Origin of the sequence: Agromyces sp. NPDC058110 (assembly GCF_042884735.1) — a bacterium.
Lineage (GTDB): Bacteria > Actinomycetota > Actinomycetes > Actinomycetales > Microbacteriaceae > Agromyces.
Map to the genome: position 1 here is coordinate 488,101 of NZ_JBHVTI010000003.1, position 20,539 is coordinate 508,639.

Annotated in this window: 15 protein-coding genes; 14 read left to right on the plus strand and 1 reads right to left on the minus strand. The window is 69.0% G+C overall.

Features of this window, described 5'->3' with window-relative positions; genetic code table 11:
- Window positions 1-193: 193 nt before the first annotated feature.
- The 11 genes from ACFVS8_RS09800 to ACFVS8_RS09850 all read left to right on the plus strand — a co-directional run bounded on the left by ACFVS8_RS09800 (window position 194) and on the right by ACFVS8_RS09850 (window position 15,213).
- Entirely contained in the window at window positions 194-1,552 is a 1,359-nt protein-coding gene (locus tag ACFVS8_RS09800; protein WP_387060922.1) for an ABC transporter substrate-binding protein, read from the plus strand.
- Window positions 1,553-1,680: 128 nt separating this feature from the next.
- A complete protein-coding gene (locus ACFVS8_RS09805; protein ID WP_387060924.1) occupies window positions 1,681-2,649 on the plus strand; it encodes a carbohydrate ABC transporter permease in 969 nt (322 codons plus the stop codon).
- Window positions 2,646-3,641, plus strand: a complete 996-nt coding sequence (locus ACFVS8_RS09810; RefSeq protein ID WP_387060927.1) for a carbohydrate ABC transporter permease — start codon at window positions 2,646-2,648, stop codon at window positions 3,639-3,641. Before ACFVS8_RS09805 ends, ACFVS8_RS09810 begins: the two co-directional genes overlap by 4 nt.
- Window positions 3,642-3,817: 176 nt before the next feature.
- Window positions 3,818-5,794 (plus strand): ABC transporter ATP-binding protein, encoded by a 1,977-nt coding sequence (locus ACFVS8_RS09815; protein ID WP_387060929.1) that lies wholly within the window; start codon window positions 3,818-3,820, stop codon window positions 5,792-5,794.
- A gap of 48 nt (window positions 5,795-5,842) precedes the next feature.
- On the plus strand, window positions 5,843-7,318 hold the full coding sequence (locus ACFVS8_RS09820; RefSeq protein WP_387060930.1) for a sugar porter family MFS transporter: 1,476 nt from the start codon (window positions 5,843-5,845) through the stop codon (window positions 7,316-7,318).
- A 131-nt stretch (window positions 7,319-7,449) separates the two neighbouring features.
- Entirely contained in the window at window positions 7,450-8,817 is a 1,368-nt protein-coding gene (locus tag ACFVS8_RS09825; protein WP_387060932.1) for a cystathionine beta-synthase, read from the plus strand.
- A 76-nt stretch (window positions 8,818-8,893) separates the two neighbouring features.
- Complete coding sequence (locus ACFVS8_RS09830; RefSeq protein WP_387060935.1) at window positions 8,894-10,060, plus strand: cystathionine gamma-synthase; 1,167 nt, start codon at window positions 8,894-8,896, stop codon at window positions 10,058-10,060.
- Window positions 10,061-10,225: 165 nt separating this feature from the next.
- On the plus strand, window positions 10,226-11,668 hold the full coding sequence (locus ACFVS8_RS09835) for an APC family permease (protein ID WP_387060938.1): 1,443 nt from the start codon (window positions 10,226-10,228) through the stop codon (window positions 11,666-11,668).
- Window positions 11,665-12,642, plus strand: a complete 978-nt coding sequence (locus ACFVS8_RS09840; RefSeq protein WP_387060941.1) for a cyclase family protein — start codon at window positions 11,665-11,667, stop codon at window positions 12,640-12,642. Before ACFVS8_RS09835 ends, ACFVS8_RS09840 begins: the two co-directional genes overlap by 4 nt.
- Before the next feature lie 104 nt (window positions 12,643-12,746).
- Window positions 12,747-13,577 (plus strand): aldo/keto reductase, encoded by an 831-nt coding sequence (locus ACFVS8_RS09845; RefSeq protein ID WP_387060944.1) that lies wholly within the window; start codon window positions 12,747-12,749, stop codon window positions 13,575-13,577.
- 76 nt (window positions 13,578-13,653) lie between these two features.
- On the plus strand, window positions 13,654-15,213 hold the full coding sequence (locus ACFVS8_RS09850) for an MFS transporter (protein WP_387060947.1): 1,560 nt from the start codon (window positions 13,654-13,656) through the stop codon (window positions 15,211-15,213).
- Window positions 15,214-15,325: 112 nt separating this feature from the next.
- Here the strand turns inward: ACFVS8_RS09850 and ACFVS8_RS09855 are convergent, their stop codons facing one another.
- Window positions 15,326-16,375, minus strand: a complete 1,050-nt coding sequence (locus ACFVS8_RS09855) for a LacI family DNA-binding transcriptional regulator (protein ID WP_387060949.1) — start codon at window positions 16,373-16,375, stop codon at window positions 15,326-15,328.
- 449 nt (window positions 16,376-16,824) lie between these two features.
- Between ACFVS8_RS09855 and ACFVS8_RS09860 the strand changes: the two genes are divergently transcribed.
- The 3 genes from ACFVS8_RS09860 to mmsA all read left to right on the plus strand — a co-directional run bounded on the left by ACFVS8_RS09860 (window position 16,825) and on the right by mmsA (window position 20,518).
- Complete coding sequence (locus tag ACFVS8_RS09860) at window positions 16,825-17,547, plus strand: L-ribulose-5-phosphate 4-epimerase (RefSeq protein WP_387060952.1); 723 nt, start codon at window positions 16,825-16,827, stop codon at window positions 17,545-17,547.
- Window positions 17,548-17,768: 221 nt separating this feature from the next.
- The gene (gene chvE / locus ACFVS8_RS09865) at window positions 17,769-18,860 is read left to right on the plus strand and encodes a multiple monosaccharide ABC transporter substrate-binding protein (protein ID WP_387061210.1); all 1,092 of its coding nucleotides are present in this window, start codon (window positions 17,769-17,771) and stop codon (window positions 18,858-18,860) included.
- A gap of 128 nt (window positions 18,861-18,988) precedes the next feature.
- On the plus strand, window positions 18,989-20,518 hold the full coding sequence (mmsA, locus tag ACFVS8_RS09870) for a multiple monosaccharide ABC transporter ATP-binding protein (RefSeq protein ID WP_387060954.1): 1,530 nt from the start codon (window positions 18,989-18,991) through the stop codon (window positions 20,516-20,518).
- Window positions 20,519-20,539: the final 21 nt, after the last annotated feature.

Consider the following 20,539-nt stretch of genomic DNA (forward strand, 5'->3'; position numbering starts at 1 on the left):
TGGGCGGGAGCGGTGGCTCCGCCTCGGTGCAGCGTGAGAGCGTTCCCACCGAGGGCGGTGCGATGCCCGTGGGCTTGTCCGGATCGTGATCACGAAGTGGTTGTGCGCTCATCGCGGCGTCGCCTAGCGTGTTCACTGGAACCGTTTCCGGATCCGCCCCTGCACCACATTCGCTACTCGACGAGGAGAAGACATGAGAACCAGAGGGCATCGCCGTTTGACGGCATCGCTCGTGGCGGCCGCCGCACTCGGCCTCACGCTCACGGCCTGCACCGGTGACATCGCCAACGAAGAGGCCGGCGACGTCGATTGCGCCGACTACGAGGCGTACGGCACGTTCGACGGAGCCGAGGTCACCATCGCGGGCACCATCCTCGACCTCGAGGCCGACCGGCTGAACGAGTCGTGGGCCGACTTCGAGCAGTGCACCGGCATCTCGATCGACTACCAGGGCTCGAGCGAGTTCGAGGCCCAGATCGCCGTGCTGGCCGAGGGCGGCAACGCGCCCGACATCGGCATCGTGCCGCAGCCCGGCCTGCTCGCACGCCTCGCCGACGGCGGCTGGCTCATCCCGGCGTCGCAGCCCGTCGAGGACAACGTCGACAAGTGGTGGTCCGAGGACTGGAAGAAGTACGGCACCTACGACGACACCTTCTACGCCGCGCCGCTCATGGCCAGCATCAAGGGCTACGTCTGGTACTCGCCGACGGAGTTCTCGGAGAAGGGCTACGAGATCCCGAAGACGCTCGACGAGCTCAAGACGCTCTCCGAGACCATCGCGGCCGAGGGCGACCACAAGCCGTGGTGCGTCGGCCTCGAGTCGGGTGACGCGACCGGTTGGCCGGGCACCGACTGGGTCGAGGACTTCGTGCTCCGCCAGGCCGGCGCCGACGTGTACGACCAGTGGGTCACGCACGAGATCCCGTTCAACGACCCGCAGATCGCCGAGGCGTTCGACTCGGTCGGCGAGTACCTGAAGAGCGACGACATGGTCAACGGCGGCATCGGCGACGTGTCGACCCTCGTGACCGAGGCGTTCCAGACGGCCGGCCTGCCGATCGTCGACGGCGAGTGCTCGCTGCACCACCAGGCCTCGTTCTACGAGACCTTCTGGAACCCCGACGGCGGCGACGCCGTCAAGGTCGCGTCCGACGGCGACGTGTTCGGCTTCCTGCTGCCGCCGGTGAACGCCGACGACCCGCAGGCGGTCACGGGCGGCGGCGAGTTCCCCGTCGCGTTCCGCGACGCCGAAGAGGTCGAGGCCGTTCGCGCGTACCTGTCGAGCGACACCTGGGCCAACAACCGCGTCAGCCTCGGCGGCGTGGTCAGCGCCAACACGGGTGTCGACCCCGAGAACGCGTCGAGCGAGCTGCTCGTGCAGTCCATCGAGATCCTCCAGGACCCCGAGACCACGTTCCGGTTCGACGGATCCGACCTGATGCCCGGTGCCGTCGGCGCCGACTCCTTCTGGAAGGGCATCGTCGCCTGGGTCGGCGGTGAAGACACCAAGCAGGTGCTCGACACCATCGAGGCGAGCTGGCCCGCCAGCTGATCCACCTCGTGTCGCACCCGGGTTGACCGGAGTATGCGGCAGAGTCGAGGGGTGGGGTTCCCAGAGCCCCACCCCTCGGCAACCCAGTTCCACGACGACTGCATTCAGCGACGAATCCGGGAGGCGCGATGACCACGGCCGATCTGCTCGGCAAGATCCTGCAGGTGGTGATGGGGCTCGCCGTGTTCGCGGCGGTCGTCGGCCTCCTCATCTTCTTCATCGACAAGGCGCCCAAGAAGGGGCGCGACTACTGGCAGCTCGCCGGGTTCCTGGCTCCGGCGATGATCTTCCTCGCGGTCGGCCTGGTGTACCCGGCCATCCGCACGAGCATCCTCGCCTTCCAGGACAAGGGGGGCGACTGGACCCTCGACAACTTCGTCTGGATGTTCACGCAGCCCGCGGCGATCCGCACGCTCATCAACACGATCGTGTGGGTGGCGCTCGCGCCCGTCATCTCGACGGTGATCGGACTCGCCTACGCGGTGTTCATCGACCGTTCGCGCGGTGAGAAGTTCTACAAGGTGATCCTGTTCATGCCGATCGCGATCTCGTTCGTCGGCGCGAGCGTCATCTGGCGGTTCGTCTACGAGTACCGCTCGGGCGACCGCGAGCAGATCGGCCTGCTGAACGCGATCGTCGTCGCGGCCGGCGGCGATCCGGTGCAGTGGCTGCAGACCGACCCGATCAACACCATCCTGTTGATCGTCATCATGATCTGGATCCAGACGGGCTTCGCGATGGTGCTGCTGAGCGCGGCCATCAAGGGCGTGCCGACCGAGCAGATCGAGGCCGCCCAGCTCGACGGCACCAACGCGTGGCAGCGGTTCATGAACGTGACCGTTCCCGGCATCCGGGGTTCGCTCGTGGTCGTGTTCACGACGATCTCCATAGCCACGCTCAAGGTCTTCGACATCGTGAGAACGATGACCGCCGGAAACTTCAACACCAGCGTCGTCGCGAACGAGATGTACACCCAGGCGTTCCGGGCGAGCGAGGTCGGGCGGGGCTCGGCCCTCGCGCTCATCCTGTTCGTCATGGTGCTGCCGATCGTCATCTACAACGTCAACGTGCTCCGCAAGCAGAGGGAGATCCGATGAGCAGCGTCGCCCCCGCCGAACTGCCGATCGACCGCGAGCTCGCCGACGGCGAGGCCGCGGAGGTCGCCGAGCACGAGCCCGACACCAAGGCGGGTCGGGTCAAGAAGCGCCTCACCTCGCGCACGGCGACGATCGCCTCGATCATCATCGCCGTGCTCTGGACCATTCCCACGTTCGGCCTGCTGATCTCGTCGTTCCGACCGGCCGAGCTGATCCGCACCACGGGCTGGTGGACGATCTTCCAGAACCCGGGCTTCACGCTCGAGAACTACCAGGACGTGCTGTTCTCGGCGTCGTCGTCGTCACCGCAGCTCGGCGCCTACATCGTGAACTCGATCGCGATCACCGTGCTCGGCACGCTGATCACGCTCGTGTTCGCAGCCATGGCGGCGTACGCGTTCGCGTGGATCAAGTTCAAGTGGCTGAACTGGCTGTTCATCTTCGTGTTCGCGCTGCAGATCATCCCGCTGCAGATGTCGCTCGTGCCGCTGCTGCAGATCTTCTCGACCGTGCTGCGGCCGATGCAGGCCTGGTTGCACGACATGATCCCGATCATCCCCGAGCAGAACTACCTGCCGCTCTGGCTCGCGCACGCCATGTTCGGCCTGCCGCTGGCGATCTTCCTGCTGCACAACTTCATCTCCGACATCCCGGCCGACGTCATCGAGGCGGCGAGGGTCGACGGCGCCACGCACGGCCAGGTGTTCTTCCGCATCGTGCTGCCGCTCGCGACCCCGGCGCTCGCGTCGTTCGCGATCTTCCAGTTCATCTGGGTCTGGAACGACCTGCTCGTCGCGCTGATCTTCTCCGGCGGCACGCAAGACGTGGCGCCCATCACGCAACGATTGGCGGAGTTGGTCGGCACCAGGGGCCAGGACTGGCAGTTGCTGACGGCTGCCGCGTTCATCTCGATCATCATCCCGTTGATCGTGTTCTTCAGTCTGCAGCGGTACTTCGTGCGCGGGCTCCTCGCGGGGGCGACCAAGGGGTAGCGCGGCCTCGCGGGCAGGGGGAGACGGATGCCGCGGGCGGGGGCCCGCGGCATCCGTTCGCCCTCTGCCCGGCGCGCCGCCCGCCCCGCGCGCGCCCGCTCCGCGCCCGCCCGCGCCGCGCGCCCGCACGCTCCGCCGTCGGCGCCCGGGTCCGAAGGCCGACGTAGGGTTGGCCCATGAGCATGCACCAGAGTCCGCCTGGGGCGCAGACGGGCAAGTTCGGCAAGCCGCGCACGCGCATCTCGGGGGCAGACGAGTCCGCCCAGCGCGCCGAGAACGCCGAGGCGCCGAAGATCCCGAACCTGCTCGGCCGCATCGCCGAGCTGTTCCGGCCCCACCGGGGGCAGTTGACGGTCGTCGTGGTGCTCGTGCTCGTCGGTGCCGCGCTCAGCGTCATCCCGCCGCTGCTCACCGAGCGCGCGTTCGACGAGGGGCTGTTCCCGCCCGACCCGGCGAACGAGGGGGCCACGACGGGACCGAACCTGCAGGTGCTCGCCTGGATCGTGGGCGCGATGATCGTGGTCTTCGTGTTCTCGGCACTGCTCGGGGTCTGGCAGACGTGGATGACCGCGACCATCGGCAACAACGTCATGGGCGCGCTGCGCGTGCGCATGTTCACGCACCTCCAGTCGATGGAGCTGAGCTTCTTCACCCGTACGAAGACCGGCGTGATCCAGTCGCGCCTGCAGAACGACGTGGGCGGCGTCGCCTCGGTGCTGACGAACACGGTGTCGAGCGTGCTCGGCAACACGGTCACGGTGATCTCGGCGTTCATCGCGATGCTGCTGCTGAACTGGCAGCTCACGATCGTCGCGCTCATCCTGATGCCGTTCATGGTCTACGCCCAGCGCCGCGTGGGCAAGGTGCGCGCGCGCATCGCGGGCGAGACGCAGGAGTCCCTCTCCGAGATGACGGCGATCACGCAGGAGACCCTGAGCGTGTCGGGGATCCTGCTCTCGAAGTCGTTCACGCGGCAGCAGAACGAGATCGACCGCTACGCCGACGAGAACCGCAACCAGATCCGCCTGCAGGTGAGCCAGCAGATGACCGGGCAATGGTTCTTCGCGCTGGTCAACATCTTCATGTCGTCGATCCCCGCGATCGTCTACCTGGTGTCTGGCCTGCTCATCGACAACGGCGCCTCGGATGTCACGGCGGGCACGATCGTGGCGTTCACCACCGTGCAGGCGCGCCTGCTGTTCCCGCTCATGGCGCTCATGCGCGTCTCGCTCGACCTGCAGACCTCGAGCGCGCTGTTCGCGCGCATCTTCGAGTACCTCGACCTGCGTCCGACGATCATCGATGCGCCCGACGCCAGGGAGGTCGCGGCCGGCGAGACGCCCGGGGCCGGCCGTCGTGGGCCGGCCGATGCGGCATCCGCGACGGCGCTGGGGCGGGTCGAGTTCGAGGACGTGACGTTCCGCTACCCCGACGCGACCGACGACTCGGTGCCCACGCTCGACGGGGTGAGCTTCGTGATCGAGCCGGGCCAGTTCGCCGCGTTCGTCGGTCCGTCGGGCGCCGGCAAGACGACGGTGTCGTACCTGGTCCCGCGGCTGTACGAGGCCACGGGCGGCGTCGTGCGTTTCGCCGGCGACGACGTGCGCGAGCTCCGCCAGGAGTCGCTCGTGGGCAACATCGGCATCGTGAGCCAGGAGACCTACCTGTTCCACGCCTCGATCGCCGAGAACCTGCGCTACGCGAAGCCCGACGCGACCGATGCCGAGCTCGAGGCGGCGGCGCGGGCCGCGAACATCCACGAGACGATCGCCTCGTTCCCCGACGGCTACGAGACCGTGGTCGGCGAGCGGGGGTACCGCCTCTCGGGCGGCGAGAAGCAGCGCATCGCGATCGCCCGCGTCCTGCTGAAGGACCCGCCCGTGCTCGTGCTCGACGAGGCCACGAGCGCGCTCGACACCATCTCCGAACGGGTCGTGCAGCAGGCGCTCGACGACGCGGCCAAGGGGCGCACGACGATCGCGATCGCGCACCGGCTGTCGACGATCGTCTCGGCCGACGTGATCTTCGTCGTCGTCGCGGGCCGCATCGTCGAGCAGGGCACGCACGCCCAGCTCGTCGCGGCCGACGGCGTGTACGCGACGCTCTCGCGACAGCAGGAGCAATCCGCGCAACTGCCGGGGCTGGCGCGATAGGCTCGGCAGCACGGCCGGGGGAACGCCGATGAGGGCGAGGGGGATCCGATGAGCGAGGTCAAGGGCGACGCGCAGAAGTTGCCGAAGAACGTGAACCGGAAGGTCATCGGGCTCGCAGCAGCCGGCGCCGTCGGCGGGTTCCTCTTCGGATTCGACTCGTCGGTCGTGAACGGCGCCGTCGATGCGATCCAAGACGAGTTCTCGCTCTCCGCGGCGGTCACGGGTTTCGCGGTCGCGAGCGCGCTGCTCGGCTGCGCGATCGGTGCCGAGCTCGCGGGCCGTCTGGCCGACCGGTTCGGCCGCATCCCGGTCATGGTCATCGGCGCGGTGCTGTTCCTCGTCTCGTCGATCGGTGCGGGTTTCGCGTTCGGCGTCGTCGACCTCATCGTCTGGCGCGTGCTCGGCGGCATGGGCATCGGCATCGCCTCGGTCGTGGCTCCCGCGTACATCGCCGAGATCTCGCCGAGCGCGATACGCGGGCGGCTCGCGTCGCTGCAGCAGCTCGCGATCGTGTTCGGCATCTTCGCGGCGCTGCTCTCCGACGCGCTGTTCGCGGCGGCCGCGGGCGGCGCCGACCAGCCGTTCTGGTTCGGGCTCGAGGCCTGGCGATGGATGTTCATCGCCTGCGCGGTGCCGTCGATCGTCTACGGCGTGATCGCCCTCCTGCTGCCCGAGTCGCCGCGCTACCTGGTCAAGGCGGGCCGCGACAAGCAGGCCGAGGAGGTGCTCGAGCGCATCGGAACCCCCGACCCGGCGAAGGCCGTCGCCGACATCACCGGATCGCTGCACCGCGATGAGGTCGCCCAGGCGCAGGGCACGCTCCGCGGCCCGGTGCTCGGGCTCAAGGGCATCGTCTGGATCGGCATCCTGCTGTCGGTGTTCCAGCAGTTCGTCGGCATCAACGTGATCTTCTACTACTCGACGACGCTTTGGAAGGCCGTCGGCTTCGACGAGTCCGACTCGTTCACGATCAGCGTGCTCACCTCGGTCACCAACATCGTCGTGACGTTCATCGCGATCGCCCTGGTCGACAAGGTGGGCCGGCGCCCGCTGCTGCTCATCGGCTCGACCGGCATGGCGGTCACGCTGGCCACCATGGCGATCGCGTTCGCGAACTCGGTGACGGTCGACGGCGAGGTGACCCTGCCGGGCGCCTGGGGCCCCATCGCGCTGGTCGCGGCGAACCTCTTCGTGGTCGCGTTCGGCTTCTCGTGGGGCCCGCTCGTGTGGGTGCTGCTCGGCGAGATCTTCCCGAACAGCATCCGCGGCCGGGCGCTCGGACTCGCGGCCGCGGCCCAGTGGATCGCGAACTTCCTCATCACCGTGAGCTTCCCGCCGATGTCGGAGTTCTCGCTGTTCTGGACCTACGCGATGTACGCGGCGTTCGCCGTGCTCTCGTTCATCTTCGTGTTCTGGAAGGTGCCCGAGACCAAGGGCATGGCGCTCGAGGACTCCGAGGCGGTGTTCGCCGCCGGCACGGGCCGAGACCGGCGTCGCCGCGCGAGTCAGGCGACCACAGGGTAGGGTGTCTCTCGTGCTGATCACGTGTTGTTGTTGTCGTCGTTCCGACCGACCATGACCTTTCGCGCCGTGCGCCCGCTGAGCGGGTCTCGCCCGGCGCACCACGATGACGACACCCAGGGGAGATCCCTCGCATGAAGTACGCAGAATCCATCGTCGACCTCGTCGGCAACACCCCGCTCGTGAAGCTGACCCGAGTGGTCGAGGGCGCGACGCAGGCCACCGTGCTCGTGAAGCTCGAGTACCTGAACCCGGGCGGCTCGGTCAAGGACCGCATCGCCTCCCGCATGATCGATGCGGCCGAGCGCGACGGCCTGCTGCAACCCGGCGGCACGATCGTCGAGCCGACGTCGGGCAACACCGGCGTCGGGCTGGCGCTCGTCGCGCAGCAGCGCGGCTACCGCTGCATCTTCGTCGTGCCCGACAAGTTCGGCGAGGAGAAGCGCAACGTGCTCACCGCCTACGGCGCCGAAGTCGTCGTGACGCCGACGTCGGTCGCACCCGACGGGCCCGAGTCGTACTACAGCGTGTCCGACCGCATCGTGCGCGAGACGCCTGGCGCCTACAAGCCGAACCAGTTCGCGAACCCGAACGGTCCGCGGGCGCACTACGAGACCACGGGTCCTGAGATCTGGAACGACACCGAGGGCCGGATCACGCACTTCGTGGCCGGCATCGGCACGGGCGGCACGATCACCGGCACGGGCCGCTACCTGCGCGAGGTCTCGGGCGACCGGGTGCGCGTGATCGGGGCCGACCCCGAGGGCTCGGTGTACTCGGGCGGCACGGGTCGCCCGTACTTCGTCGAGGGCGTCGGCGAGGACATGTGGCCCGACACGTTCGATCCGGCGGTTCCGCACGAGGTGCTCGCCGTCTCCGACCGCGATGCGTTCGCGATGACCAGGCGCCTCGCCCGCGAGGAGGGACTGCTCGTCGGCGGTTCGAGCGGCATGGCCGTCGCGGCCGCCCTCCGCGCCGCGAAGGACGCCTCGCCCGACGACGTCTTCGTCGTGCTGCTGCCCGACGGCGGCCGCGGGTACCTGGGCAAGATCTTCAACGACAAGTGGATGCGCGCCTACGGCTTCTCGAACGCGCCCGCCGGCCACACGATCGCCGACGTGCTCGCCACGAAGGCCGACCGCACGGCCCCGCTCGTGTACGTGCACCCGAACGACAGCGTGCGCGAGGCGATCGACCTCATGGCCACGACCGGCGTCTCGCAGGTGCTCGTGCTCTCGGCCGAGCCCCCGGTCGTGCTCGGCGAGGTGAAGGGCACGATCACCGAGGACGTGCTGCTCGACCTCGTCTTCACGGGGCAGGTCAAGCTCACCGACGAGGTCGGCGGCGTGGTCGGCCCGCAGCTGCCGCTCATCGGCGTCAACGAGCCGGTCGCCGCGGCACGATCCGCGTTCGCCGACGCCCAGGCGATGCTCGTCACCGACGGCGGCAAGGCACTCGGCGTCATCACGCGCACCGACCTGCTCACCTACCTCTCGGCGTAGCCGCCGGCATCCGCGGGGCCCTCCGCCTCGCCCGCTCGCTTCTCCATTTCCCCAGATCCAGAAACGGATGTCACGCATGAACCTCTCAGACCGCGCGGGCTTCGACACGCTCGCGATCCACGCCGGCCAGGCCTTCGACCCCACCACCGGCGCGGTCATCCCGCCCGTCTACCTCACCTCGACCTACGTGCAGGACGGCATCGGCGGCCTCCGCGAGGGCTACGAGTACTCGCGCGGCGGCAACCCGACCCGCACGGCGCTCGAGACCCAGCTCGCGGCGCTCGAGGGCGGCATCCGCGGCCTGTCGTTCGCGTCGGGCCTCGCCGCCGAAGACGCGCTGCTGCGCACGGTGCTCGCGCCGGGCGACCACGTCGTCGTCGGCAACGACGTGTACGGGGGCACGCACCGGCTCATCCGCAAGGTGCACGGGGCGTGGGGCGTGCGGCACAGCACGGTCGACCTCGGCGACCTCGACGCGGTGCGTGCAGCGATCGAGCCCGGCGCCACGAAGGTGCTGTGGATCGAGACCCCCTCGAACCCGCTCATGAAGATCACCGACATCCAGGCGCTCGCGGCGCTCGGCGCCGAGTCTGGCGCGCTCGTCGTGGTCGACAACACGTTCGCGACGCCCGCTCTGCAGCAGCCGATCGCGCTCGGCGCGCACGTCGTGGTGCACTCGACGACGAAGTACCTCGGCGGCCACTCCGACGTGGTGGGCGGCGCGCTCGTCTTCGCGCCGGGCCGCGAGGAGCTGGCCGAGCAGGTGACGTTCACGCAGTTCGCGGCGGGCGCGGTCTCCGGCCCCTTCGACGCGTTCCTCACCACGCGCGGCATCAAGACGCTCGGCATCAGAATGCAGCGACACAGCGAGACGGCGCAGCTCATCGCCGAGCGGCTCGACGCGCACGCGGGCATCGCGAGGGTCTACTACCCGGGGCTGCCGTCGCACCCCGGCCACGAGCTGGCCGCCCGGCAGATGTCGGGCTTCGGCGGCATGCTCTCGATCGAGCTCGCCGGGGGCGGAGCGGCGGCGCGCCGCTTCGCGGAGTCGACGACGCTGTTCCAGCTCGCCGAGTCACTGGGCGGGGTCGAGTCGCTCGTGAACCACCCGTGGTCGATGACGCACGCGTCGGTGCGCGGCACCGAGGCCGAGGTCGCGGAGTCGATCGTGCGCCTCTCGGTCGGCATCGAGGACGCCGATGACCTGCTGGCCGACATCGACGGGGCGCTCGCCCGCCTGTAGGCCGCCATTCGGTCACTCGTGGTCGCTTCACGGGTCGCGGGCGACCACGAGCGACCGAACGAACGCGCGGTCGCCGCGGCATCCGAGATCTCGGTGGCAGGAAGTCGTCGAAGCCAGTCAGTCCTGCCATCGCGGTGCGCAGAGCGGATGCCCCAGACTGAACGGGTGAGCACGAACCCCTCCGGCGCGACCGCCGCCGGCGCATCCGCAGAACACCACGGCAGCCTCGGCCTCGTGCAGGGCACCGCCCTGTACATCGCGAGCGTGCTCGGCACGGGCATCCTCGTGCTGCCGGGCCTCGCCGCGGCCGCCGCGGGCCCCGCGTCGATCGTCGCGGTCGCCGTCGTGCTCGTGCTCTCGATCCCGCTCGCCGGAACCTTCGCGGCCCTCGCGTCGCGCTACCCCGACGCGGGCGGCGTCGCGAGCTACGTGCGCCGCGCGCTCGGCGACACGGCCGCGCGCATGGCCGGGTACTGGTTCTACTTCGGCGTCTGCATCGGGGCTCCGGTGCTCGCCGTGCTCGGCGGCGAGTACGTCGTCGCGGTGCTCGGCATCGACCGCTCGGCCGTGCCGATCATCGGGTTCGCCGTGTTCGTGCCGCCCTTCATCGTCAACTGGTTCGGCGTGCGCGTCGCCGGATGGGTGCAGTTCGTGCTCACGGGCCTGCTGATCGCGGTCGTCGTCGGCGTGGTCGCCGTGACGTTCCCGGCCGCCGACGCCGCGAACTTCACGCCATTCCTGCCCAACGGCTGGGGCGGCGTCGGCGTCGCGATCAGCCTGTTCGTCTGGGCGTTCGCCGGCTGGGAGGTCGGCACCCACATCGCGGGGGAGTTCAAGAACCCGCGCAAGATCATCCCGCTCGCGACCGGCATCGCCGTCGTCGTGGTCGGCGCCGGGTACCTCGCGCTGCAGTTCGTCACGGTGGCCGTGCTCGGCGATCGCGCGGGCGACGGCCAGGTGCCGCTGCTCGACCTGGTCGAGACGACCGCCCCCGGCATCGGCCAGGTGCTCGTCGCGATCGTCGCCGCGATCGTGACCCTCGGCGTCATGAACGCCTACCTGCCCGCCTTCGGCAAGCTCGGTGCCGCACTCGGACGCGACGGCGACCTGCCGAGGTTCTTCGCGAAGGGCGCCGCAGACGGGCAGGTGCCGCGACGCTCGCTCGCCCTCACGGGCGTGATCATCATCGTCTACTTCGGGCTCATGCTCTGGAACGACCTCGACCTCACGGGCTTCATCCTCATCCACACGAGCAACATGGTCGCGATCTACGCCGCGGGCATGCTGGCCGCGACGCTGCTGCTGAAGCGGTGGTCGTTCGGATGGTGGCTGGCCGTCGTCGCCACGATCATGACCGCGGGCCTGCTCGTGCTCGCCTGGCAGAACCTGCTCGTGCCGGCCGTGCTCGCCCTCGCGGCCGTGGCCGTGACGGTCGTGCGCCGCGTCCGCGGCCGGCGGGCGGGGCGCGGCACTGCGTCGACGACCGCCGGACGAGCGGATGCCGCGGGCGAGCCCGGTCGGGTCGAAGCACCCGTGCTCGTGCCCGCCGCGCCGGCCGCGGCATCCGTCGTGCCCTCGAACACCACCGACCCGAAGGACCCCGAGTGACCGAGTACCGCGCCCACTTCGATGCCGAGATCGAGTTCGTGAACGGGGGAGGGCTGCGGGCCGACGCGTTCCGGCTCGACCTGCCGACGCGCGAGGTCACCGAGGCCCGGATCGGCGAGCTGCTCGTGCGCCACCTCGGGCTGACCCTGGTGGGCAGCGTGCGCCTGACGAACCTCGAGATCGTCGAGGAGGCCCACCGAGGCTCCCGCGGTGTGTCGCAGCTTCAGGATGCGCCGGGTGACGCGCCGTCGTCGAAGGATGACGGCGCGGCGCGGGGCGGGTCGCTCCTGAATCCGCCACGCGAGCTCGTCGACCTCAGCCACCCCATCCGCGCAGGACTCGTGACCTATCCCGGCCTGCCCGCACCGGTCATCACGCCGCACCTCACGCGGGAGGCCTCGCGGGGCGTGTACGAGCCGGGCACCGAGTTCGCCATGGACCTCATCACGATGATCGGCAACACGGGCACCTACCTCGACAGCCCGTTCCACCGCTACGCGGACGGAGGCGACCTGGCGAGCCTGTCGCTCGAGACCCTCGTCGGGCTGCCCGCCGAGGTGTTCCGGCTGACGGATGCGGCGAGCCGAGGCATCCCGCCCGAGGTCTTCTTCGACCGCGAGCTCGCGGGCACCGCGGTGCTGCTGCACACCGGATTCGACCGGCACTTCGGCACCCCCGAGTACCGTCACGGCTCCCCGTTCCTCACCGAGGCGGGGGCCCGGCACCTCGTCGATGCCGGGGTCGCGCTCGTCGGCATCGACTCGCTGAACATCGACGACACCGAATCGGGAGGCACGCGCCCGGCGCACTCGCTGCTGCTCGAGGCGGGCATCCACGTGGTCGAGCACCTCACGAACCTCGGGAGCATGCCCGTGCGCGGCGCCCGGTTCACGGCGGTGCCGCCGCGCGTCGAGGGGTTCGGCACATTCCCCGTGCGGGCGTTCGCCGAGGTCCCGGCCTCGCGGGTCGGCTAGCCCGGCCTCCCCGAAGGCCGGATCGGCCTGAGAACGAGCGCCCGATCGGGCCGGGTTCGCTGTGGTGTCGTGCATCTGCCGCCCGAGTGGGTGAGGATGGGAGGATGAGCGTCCCCTCGTATGCCCTGCACGACGGAAACACGATTCCCGCGATCGGCCTGGGCACCTACGGGCTCAACGAGCAGGTCGGCATCGAGGCGATCGCGGCCGCGATCTCCGACGGCTACCGCCTGCTCGACACCGCGTACAACTACGGCAACGAAGACGTCGTGGGCGAGGCGATCCGCCGGTCCGGCGTCGACCGCAGCGACCTCTTCGTCGCCACCAAGCTGCCGGGCCGTCACCACGGCTTCGACGAGACGCTCGCGAGCTTCGAGGAGTCGCGCGCGCGACTCGACCTCGACTGGCTCGACCTGTACCTCATCCACTGGCCCAACCCGAGCGTCGACAAGTACGTCGACAGCTGGAAGGCCATGATCCGCCTGCGCGAGAAGGGGCTGGTGCGCTCGATCGGCGTCTCGAACTTCACGTCGCCGATGCTCGAGCGGCTCGAGCGCGAGACGGGCGTCGTGCCCGTGGTCAACCAGGTCGAGCTGCACCCGTACTTCTCGCAGCAGGAGCTGCGCGGCTACCACGCCGAGCACGGCATCCGCACCGAGAGCTGGAGTCCGCTCGGGCGCAAGAGCGACCTGCTGAACGAGCCCGTGCTCGCCGAGATCGCGGCCCGACTCGGCCGGTCGGTGCCGCAGGTCGTGCTGCGCTGGCACGTGCAGCTCGGGGCGGTGCCCATTCCCAAGTCGTCGCAGGCCGAACGCCGACGCGCCAACCTCGACGTCTTCTCGTTCGAGCTCGGCGACGACGACATGGCCGCGATCGGCACTCTCGAGCGCGGCCGCATCTGGGGCGCGGACCCCGACACGCACGAGGAGCTCTGACCGGCGAACCCGAGACGCGGCCCCGGCATCGGCCGCGTGGCCCTCGACGTCGGCGGCACGACGTAGGCTCGATCGGGTGAGGCGATCAACGGGCGACGGGGCTGCGAACGACGAGATCGAGTCGAGCGAGGCGGAGTCGGCCGAGTATTCGCTGGCTCCTGCGGCTGAGGCGTACACCTCCGCCGAGGCATCCGCCCACGAGTCGGCCGTGCACGGTGGTCACGAGGCATCCGCCCATCGTGAGACGGATGCCGCGGCGCAGGCCGAGACCGGCACCGACCGGCTGCCCGACGCGAAGGGGCCGCTGTCGGCGCCGTACACCTGGCTCTCGATCGGCATGTTCGCGACGATCTTCCTCGCTGCATTCGAGGCGATGGCCGTGACCACGATCATGCCGCTCGTGGTGCGCGACCTCGACGGCGAGTCGATGTTCGCCCTCGCCTTCGCCGTGCCGCTCGCCGCCGGCATCATCGGCATGGTGCTCGCCGGCAACTGGACCGACCGGTCCGGCCCGTTGCCCTCGCTCATCACCGCGGCTGCCCTGTTCGTGGTCGGGCTCGTGATCGCCGGCACGGCGACCGACATGACGGTCTTCATCATCGGGCGGTTCGTGCACGGGCTGAGCGGTGCGGCGGTCATCGTGCCGCTCTACGTGATCGTCGCCCGCGCGTACCCCGAGGCGCTGCGAGCGCGGGTGTTCGCGGGGTTCGCGGCCGCGTGGGTGATCCCGTCGATCGTCGGCCCAGCGCTCGCCGGCCTCGTCGCCGAGGCCTTCAGCTGGCACTGGGTGTTCCTCGGCGTGATCGTGATCGTCGTGCCCGCTGCCGTCATGATGGTGCCGCCCATCCTGCGCGTGCGCGACCTCGTGCAGGGCGACGCCTCGGTGCCGTGGAGCCTCGGGCGGGTCGGGTGGGCGATCCTCACGGCCGTCGCCGCGCTCGCGGTGTCGCTCGCGAAGGAGCTCGACGATCCGTGGCGGTGGATCGCCGCCGGACTCGGCATCGCGGTCGCCGCCTTCGCTGCGCGCCCGCTGCTGCCGCCCGGAACCCTGCGCGCCGCACGCGGCATGCCGGCCACCGTCGCCGTGAAGTTCGTCGTGGCCGGCGCCTTCTTCGGCAGCGAGGTGTACCTGCCGTACCTCTTCATCGAGAACTACGAGATGTCGCCGAGCCTCGCCGGCGTCGTGCTCACCGGCGCGGGGCTCACCTGGGCCGCCGCTTCGTGGCTGCAGGGCCGGCTGACGCACCGCATCAGCGACACCCGGGCCGTCGAGATCGGCGCCCTCACGCTCGTCGTCGCACTCGTCGTCGTGCTCGCCGTCGCGGCCTTCACGCTGCCGCCCGTGATCGCGTTCGTCGCCTGGGCGCTCGCCGGCGCATCGATGGGCTTCATGTACCCGCGGTTCTCGGTCTCGGTGCTGGCGCAGTCCAAGCGCGACGAGCAGGGCTTCAACAGCGCGGCGCTCACGATCTCGGAGTCGCTCGGCGCGTCGATCGCGCTCGCGGTCACCGCACTCGTGTCGTCGGCGATCGGAGCCGGGGCCTTCACGGCCGACTTCGCGGTCACCGTCGCGGTCGCGATCGTCGGCCTCGTGATCGCCGGCCGGGTGCGGCCCCCGGGCGTGCCCCGCGGCTGATCGCGCGGCACGAGGGGCTGATTGCGCGGCACGAGGGGCGGATCGCGCTGCACGAGGGGCGCATCGAGCAGCCGCGATCGAACTGCCGCGGAGAGCCGAACGGACGGCCGACTCAGAAGGCCGGGCGACCCGACGACGACCGCACGATGAGCTCGGGCACGATGACCTCGCGGTGCTCGGGCGCCGAGGGGTCGATGTTGCCGAGCAGCAGGCCGACGCAGCGGCGGCCGAGCTCGGCGAAGTCCTGCCGCACGGTCGTGAGCGGCGGCCAGAAGTGCGCCGCCTCGGGGATGTCGTCGAACCCGACGATCGACACGTCGCGCGGGATCTCGAGCCCGGCATCGCGGATGGCGTGCATGAGGCCGAGCGCCATCTGGTCGTTCGACGAGAAGATCGCGGTGAAGTCGCGCACGGTCAGCAGCTCGCGACCGGCGTGGTAGCCGAAGTCCGCGGTCCAGTCGCCGAGGATGGGCGCCGTCGTGGGCACGTCGCTCGCGCTCATCTCCTCGAGGAAGCCGCGCATGCGGGCCTCGGCCTCGATCCAGTCCTGCGGGCCGGTGAGGTGGTAGATGTTGCGGTGCCCGAGCTCGATGAGGTGGCGGGTCGCGAGCCGTGCGCCGGCGATCTGGTCGACCGAGAGCGTGTGGTCGGTGTCCTGCCCGGTCGACTGCAGGCTCACGTGCGGCACGTCGATCGATCGCTGCGCCAGGGTGTCGAACACGCGCGCCTGGGGGGCGATGACGACGAGGCCCTCGATGCCCTGGGCGAGCAGGTGCGCCAGGCCGTCGGCGATCGAGCGCTCGTCGGAGGAGTCGATGTTCGCCGTGCTGACCCAGTAGCCGGCCTCGCGGGCGGCGGCCTCGATGGCCGTGATGCTCGACGCGGGCCCGTACTGGGTGCTCTGCGACGAGAGGATGCCGATGGTGTGCGACCGGCTGGTGACGAGCGCCCGGGCGGCACGGTTCGGCTGGTACTGCACCTGCTCCATGACATCGAGCACGCGCTGCTTGGTCTCCGGGCGGATGCTCGGGTGGTGGTTGAGCACGCGCGAGACGGTCTGATGCGAGACGCCGGCCAGTCGGGCGACGTCTCGAATGCTGGGCGCGCGGCCCTTCGGCGTCTCGTCTGCCACGGTCACATCCTCGTTCGTGTTCACGGGCATGCGCACGGTCACATGCCTGGTTGCCCCTCATTATGCACGTCAGGCCGGGAATGTGACCGTCACACATGTGACGGTCACATGAAATCCGCCACCCTGCGGCGGTCGGTCCGGGCGTGAATGGAAGGGATCCGAACGGACACCAGGCACACGTGCGTCGCCCGGCATGCGCGTCATTGCTGGCATTCAGCCGGGTCACAGGCGGAATTCGGGGTGATCCCCGCCCGCGGCGGAGCGCGCATCGGCTGTTACCGATCCGTGACCGATGTCGAGTTGACAGTTCGAGCCAACGTGGGGGTAACATCGGTGACGCCATGTGAACGGTCACATCGATCGGGCACATCGACACCGATCCAGAGACCGGGGCTGAAGGTCCCGCACCATCGACGAAGGAGTCTGCACGTGAACCACGGCGACCACCACCTCCTCGGAGCATTCCGGGCGGTTGCCGCATGAGCTCCTACGGCCCCCAGCTCGAGGTCGCGATCGCGCGTGTGCGTACCGAGGTGGCGAAGTTGCACGCGGAGTTGACGCGGTACGGCCTGGTGGTGTGGACGGGTGGCAACGTGTCGGGTCGGGTGCCGGGTGCGGAGCTGTTCGTGATCAAGCCGTCGGGTGTGAGCTATGACGATCTGGCTCCGGAGAACATGATCCTGTGCGATCTGGACGGCAACGTGATCGAGGGCACGCCGGGTGCTGATCGTTCGCCGTCGAGCGATACGGCGGCGCACGCGTACGTGTATCGGAACATGCCCGAGGTCGGGGGTGTGGTGCACACGCATTCGACGTATGCGGTGGCGTGGGCGGCGCGGAACGAGGAGATCCCGTGCGTGATCACGGCGATGGCCGATGAGTTCGGGGGTCCGATCCCGGTGGGTCCGTTCGCGATCATCGGGGATGACTCGATCGGTCGGGGCATCGTGGAGACCCTGTCGGGGCATCGCAGCCGTGCGGTGCTGATGGCGAACCATGGGCCGTTCACGATCGGGGCGAACGCGAAGGACGCGGTCAAGGCTGCGGTCATGGTCGAGGATGTCGCCCGCACGGTGCACCTGGCTCGTGAAGCCGGGCCGCTCGTTCCGATCCCGCAGGAAGCGATCGACCGGTTGTACGACCGGTACCAGAACGTCTACGGACAGGCCGCCGATGCGAGGCGGCCGGCCACGAGGGCCTGACCCGCGAGGGCCGGAACCCGCGCCGAAGGCGCACCACGCGACATCCGCAGGACTCAACTCAACAACACAAGCTTGCGACATCCGGTCACCTCGACGGATGCCGCGGGGGAGCGGCGTTCATGGACACCGCCGCTCCGACTGTCACCAAGACGATGACGTCCATGAATGACACAGTGAAAGGAAACACCGTGAAGAACACGAAGAAGGTGCTTCTCGCTACGATGGCGGCCGCTTCCATGCTCGCACTCGCGGCGTGCTCGGGCGGTTCGGGCGACAGCGGCAGCGGGGGCGGCGACGGCGGCCTCATCGGCGTCGCGATGCCCACCAAGAGCTCGGAGCGCTGGATCCAGGACGGCGACGCCGTCAAGGAGCAGCTCGAGGAGCAGGGCTTCACCGTCGACCTGCAGTACGCAGAGGACGACATCCCCACGCAGGTCTCGCAGATCGAGAACATGATCACCAAGGGTGCTGAGGCCCTGATCATCGCGTCGATCGACGGCACCACGCTCTCGCAGGTGCTCCAGGACGCGGCCGACGCCGACATCCCGGTCATCGCCTACGACCGCCTCATCCGCGACTCCGAGAACGTCGACTACTACGCGTCGTTCGACAACTACGTCGTCGGCGTGCAGCAGGCCACCTCGCTGCTCAACGGCCTCGGCCTGACCGACCTCGAGGGCGCTGCGGCCTCCGACGCACCCAAGGGTCCGTTCAACATCGAGCTGTTCGCCGGTTCGCCCGACGACAACAACGCCACGTTCTTCTGGAACGGCGCGATCGACACGCTGCAGCCGTACATCGACGAGGGCACCCTCGTCGTCAAGTCGGGCCAGACCGACTTCGAGCAGGCCGCAACCCTCCGCTGGGACGGCGAGGTCGCTCAGGAGCGCATGGAGAACATCCTCACCTCGACGTACTCCGACGGCTCGACGGTCAACGCGGTGCTCTCGCCCTACGACGGCCTCTCGCGCGGCATCATCTCGGCTCTGACCGACGCCGGCTACAAGGTCGGCGAGGGCTGGCCGATCATCTCGGGCCAGGACGCCGAGCTCGACTCGGTCAAGGCCATCAACTCGGGTGAGCAGTACGCGACCATCTTCAAGGACACCCGCAACCTCGCCAAGGTGGCCGTCGACATGGCGTCGGCGATCCTCAACGGCGAAGAGCCCGAGGTCAACAACACGACCGACTACGACAACGGCGTGAAGGTCGTTCCGTCGTACCTCCTCGAGTCGCAGATCGTCGTCAAGGACAACATCACCGAGGTCCTGGTCGACAGCGGCTACTGGACCGAAGAAGAGATCAACGGCTGATCGACCCGACCGGGTCGACCCGCTGATGGGATGACGCGGCCGGTGCCTGGGGCGGGGAGTATCCTCGCCTCAGGTCCGGCCGCGGCATCCGCGTCCGACAGGGCACCGGCGATGAAGCAGGAGCAGATATGACCACCAACATCCTCGAGATGCGCGGCATCACGAAGACCTTCCCCGGCGTGAAGGCACTCTCCAACGTGACCATCGAGGTCGAGCGAGGCGAGGTCCACGCCATCTGCGGCGAGAACGGCGCCGGCAAGTCGACGCTGATGAAGGTGCTGTCGGGCGTCTACCCCCACGGCACCTACGACGGCGACATCGTCTTCGAGAACGAGACGGTCGAGTTCAAGGACCTGACGGACAGCGAAGCCAAGGGCGTCGTGATCATCCACCAGGAACTCGCGCTCAGCCCGTACCTGTCGATCGCCGAGAACATCTTCCTCAACAACGAGTTGAAGGGCCCCGGCGGGCTCATCGACTGGAACAAGACGAACTTCGAGGCGCAGAAGCTCCTCGCCCGCGTCGGCCTGCGCGAGAACCCCACGACGAAGATCATGGACATCGGCGTCGGCAAGCAGCAGCTCGTCGAGATCGCGAAGGCGCTCTCGAAGGAGGTCAAGCTGCTCATCCTCGACGAGCCGACCGCCGCGCTGAACGACGAGGACTCCGACCACCTGCTCGACCTGATCCTGCACCTCAAGGGGCAGGGCATCACGTCGATCATCATCAGCCACAAGCTGAACGAGATCAAGAAGGTCGCCGACTCCGTCACGGTCATCCGCGACGGCAAGACGATCGAGACGATCGCCAAGCAGGAGGTGACCGAGGACCGCATCATCAAGGACATGGTCGGCCGCGACCTCGAGCACCGCTACCCCGACCACACCCCCAACCTCGGCGACGAACTGCTCCGCGTCGAGGACTGGACCGCGCATCACCCGCAGGACTCATCGCGCGTCGTCGTCGACAAGGTCAACCTGAACGTGCGCGCGGGCGAGATCGTCGGCATCGCCGGCCTCATGGGCGCCGGTCGCACCGAGTTCGCCATGAGCCTGTTCGGCCAGAGCTACGGCTCGCGCATCTCGGGCAAGGTGTTCCTCCGCGGCAAGGAGATCAAGACCCGCACGGTGTCGGAGGCCATCTCGCACGGCATCGCCTACGCCACCGAAGACCGAAAGACCTTCGGCCTCAACCTCATCGAGGACATCAAGCGCAACATCTCGATGGCGTCGCTCAAGAAGCTCGAGAAGTTCGGCCTCGTGCACGACAACGAGGAGTACAAGGTCGCCACCGAGTTCAAGCAGTCGATGAACATCAAGGCGCCGAACGTCCTGGTGAAGACCGGCAAGCTCTCGGGTGGCAACCAGCAGAAGGTCGTGCTGTCGAAGTGGATCTACTCCGACCCCGACGTGCTCATCCTCGATGAGCCGACGCGAGGCATCGACGTCGGTGCCAAGTACGAGATCTACACGATCATCAACCGGCTCGCCGCACAGGGCAAGGGCATCATCGTCATCTCGTCCGAGCTGCCCGAACTGCTCGGAATCTGCGACCGCGTGTACGCCCTCTCCGAGGGTCGCATCACCGGCGAACTCCCCATCGCCGAGGCCACGCCCGAGTCGATGCTCAAGCTCATGACCATGGAAAAGCCGCGCTGACGCCCCGGCGCGCGCGAATCA

Bases quoted from the DNA above. Each gene is read 5' to 3' on its own strand.
- ACFVS8_RS09825 (WP_387060932.1), top strand. From the start codon at position 7,450: ATGAAGTACGCAGAATCCATCGTCGACCTCGTCGGCAACACCCCGCTC.
- ACFVS8_RS09810 (WP_387060927.1), top strand. From the start codon at position 2,646: ATGAGCAGCGTCGCCCCCGCCGAACTGCCGATCGACCGCGAGCTCGCC.
- ACFVS8_RS09805 (WP_387060924.1), top strand. From the start codon at position 1,681: ATGACCACGGCCGATCTGCTCGGCAAGATCCTGCAGGTGGTGATGGGG.
- ACFVS8_RS09855 (WP_387060949.1), bottom strand. From the start codon at position 16,375: ATGCCCGTGAACACGAACGAGGATGTGACCGTGGCAGACGAGACGCCG.
- ACFVS8_RS09845 (WP_387060944.1), top strand. From the start codon at position 12,747: ATGAGCGTCCCCTCGTATGCCCTGCACGACGGAAACACGATTCCCGCG.
- ACFVS8_RS09830 (WP_387060935.1), top strand. From the start codon at position 8,894: ATGAACCTCTCAGACCGCGCGGGCTTCGACACGCTCGCGATCCACGCC.
- mmsA (WP_387060954.1), top strand. From the start codon at position 18,989: ATGACCACCAACATCCTCGAGATGCGCGGCATCACGAAGACCTTCCCC.
- ACFVS8_RS09860 (WP_387060952.1), top strand. From the start codon at position 16,825: ATGAGCTCCTACGGCCCCCAGCTCGAGGTCGCGATCGCGCGTGTGCGT.
- ACFVS8_RS09815 (WP_387060929.1), top strand. From the start codon at position 3,818: ATGAGCATGCACCAGAGTCCGCCTGGGGCGCAGACGGGCAAGTTCGGC.
- chvE (WP_387061210.1), top strand. From the start codon at position 17,769: ATGGCGGCCGCTTCCATGCTCGCACTCGCGGCGTGCTCGGGCGGTTCG.
- ACFVS8_RS09820 (WP_387060930.1), top strand. From the start codon at position 5,843: ATGAGCGAGGTCAAGGGCGACGCGCAGAAGTTGCCGAAGAACGTGAAC.
- ACFVS8_RS09800 (WP_387060922.1), top strand. From the start codon at position 194: ATGAGAACCAGAGGGCATCGCCGTTTGACGGCATCGCTCGTGGCGGCC.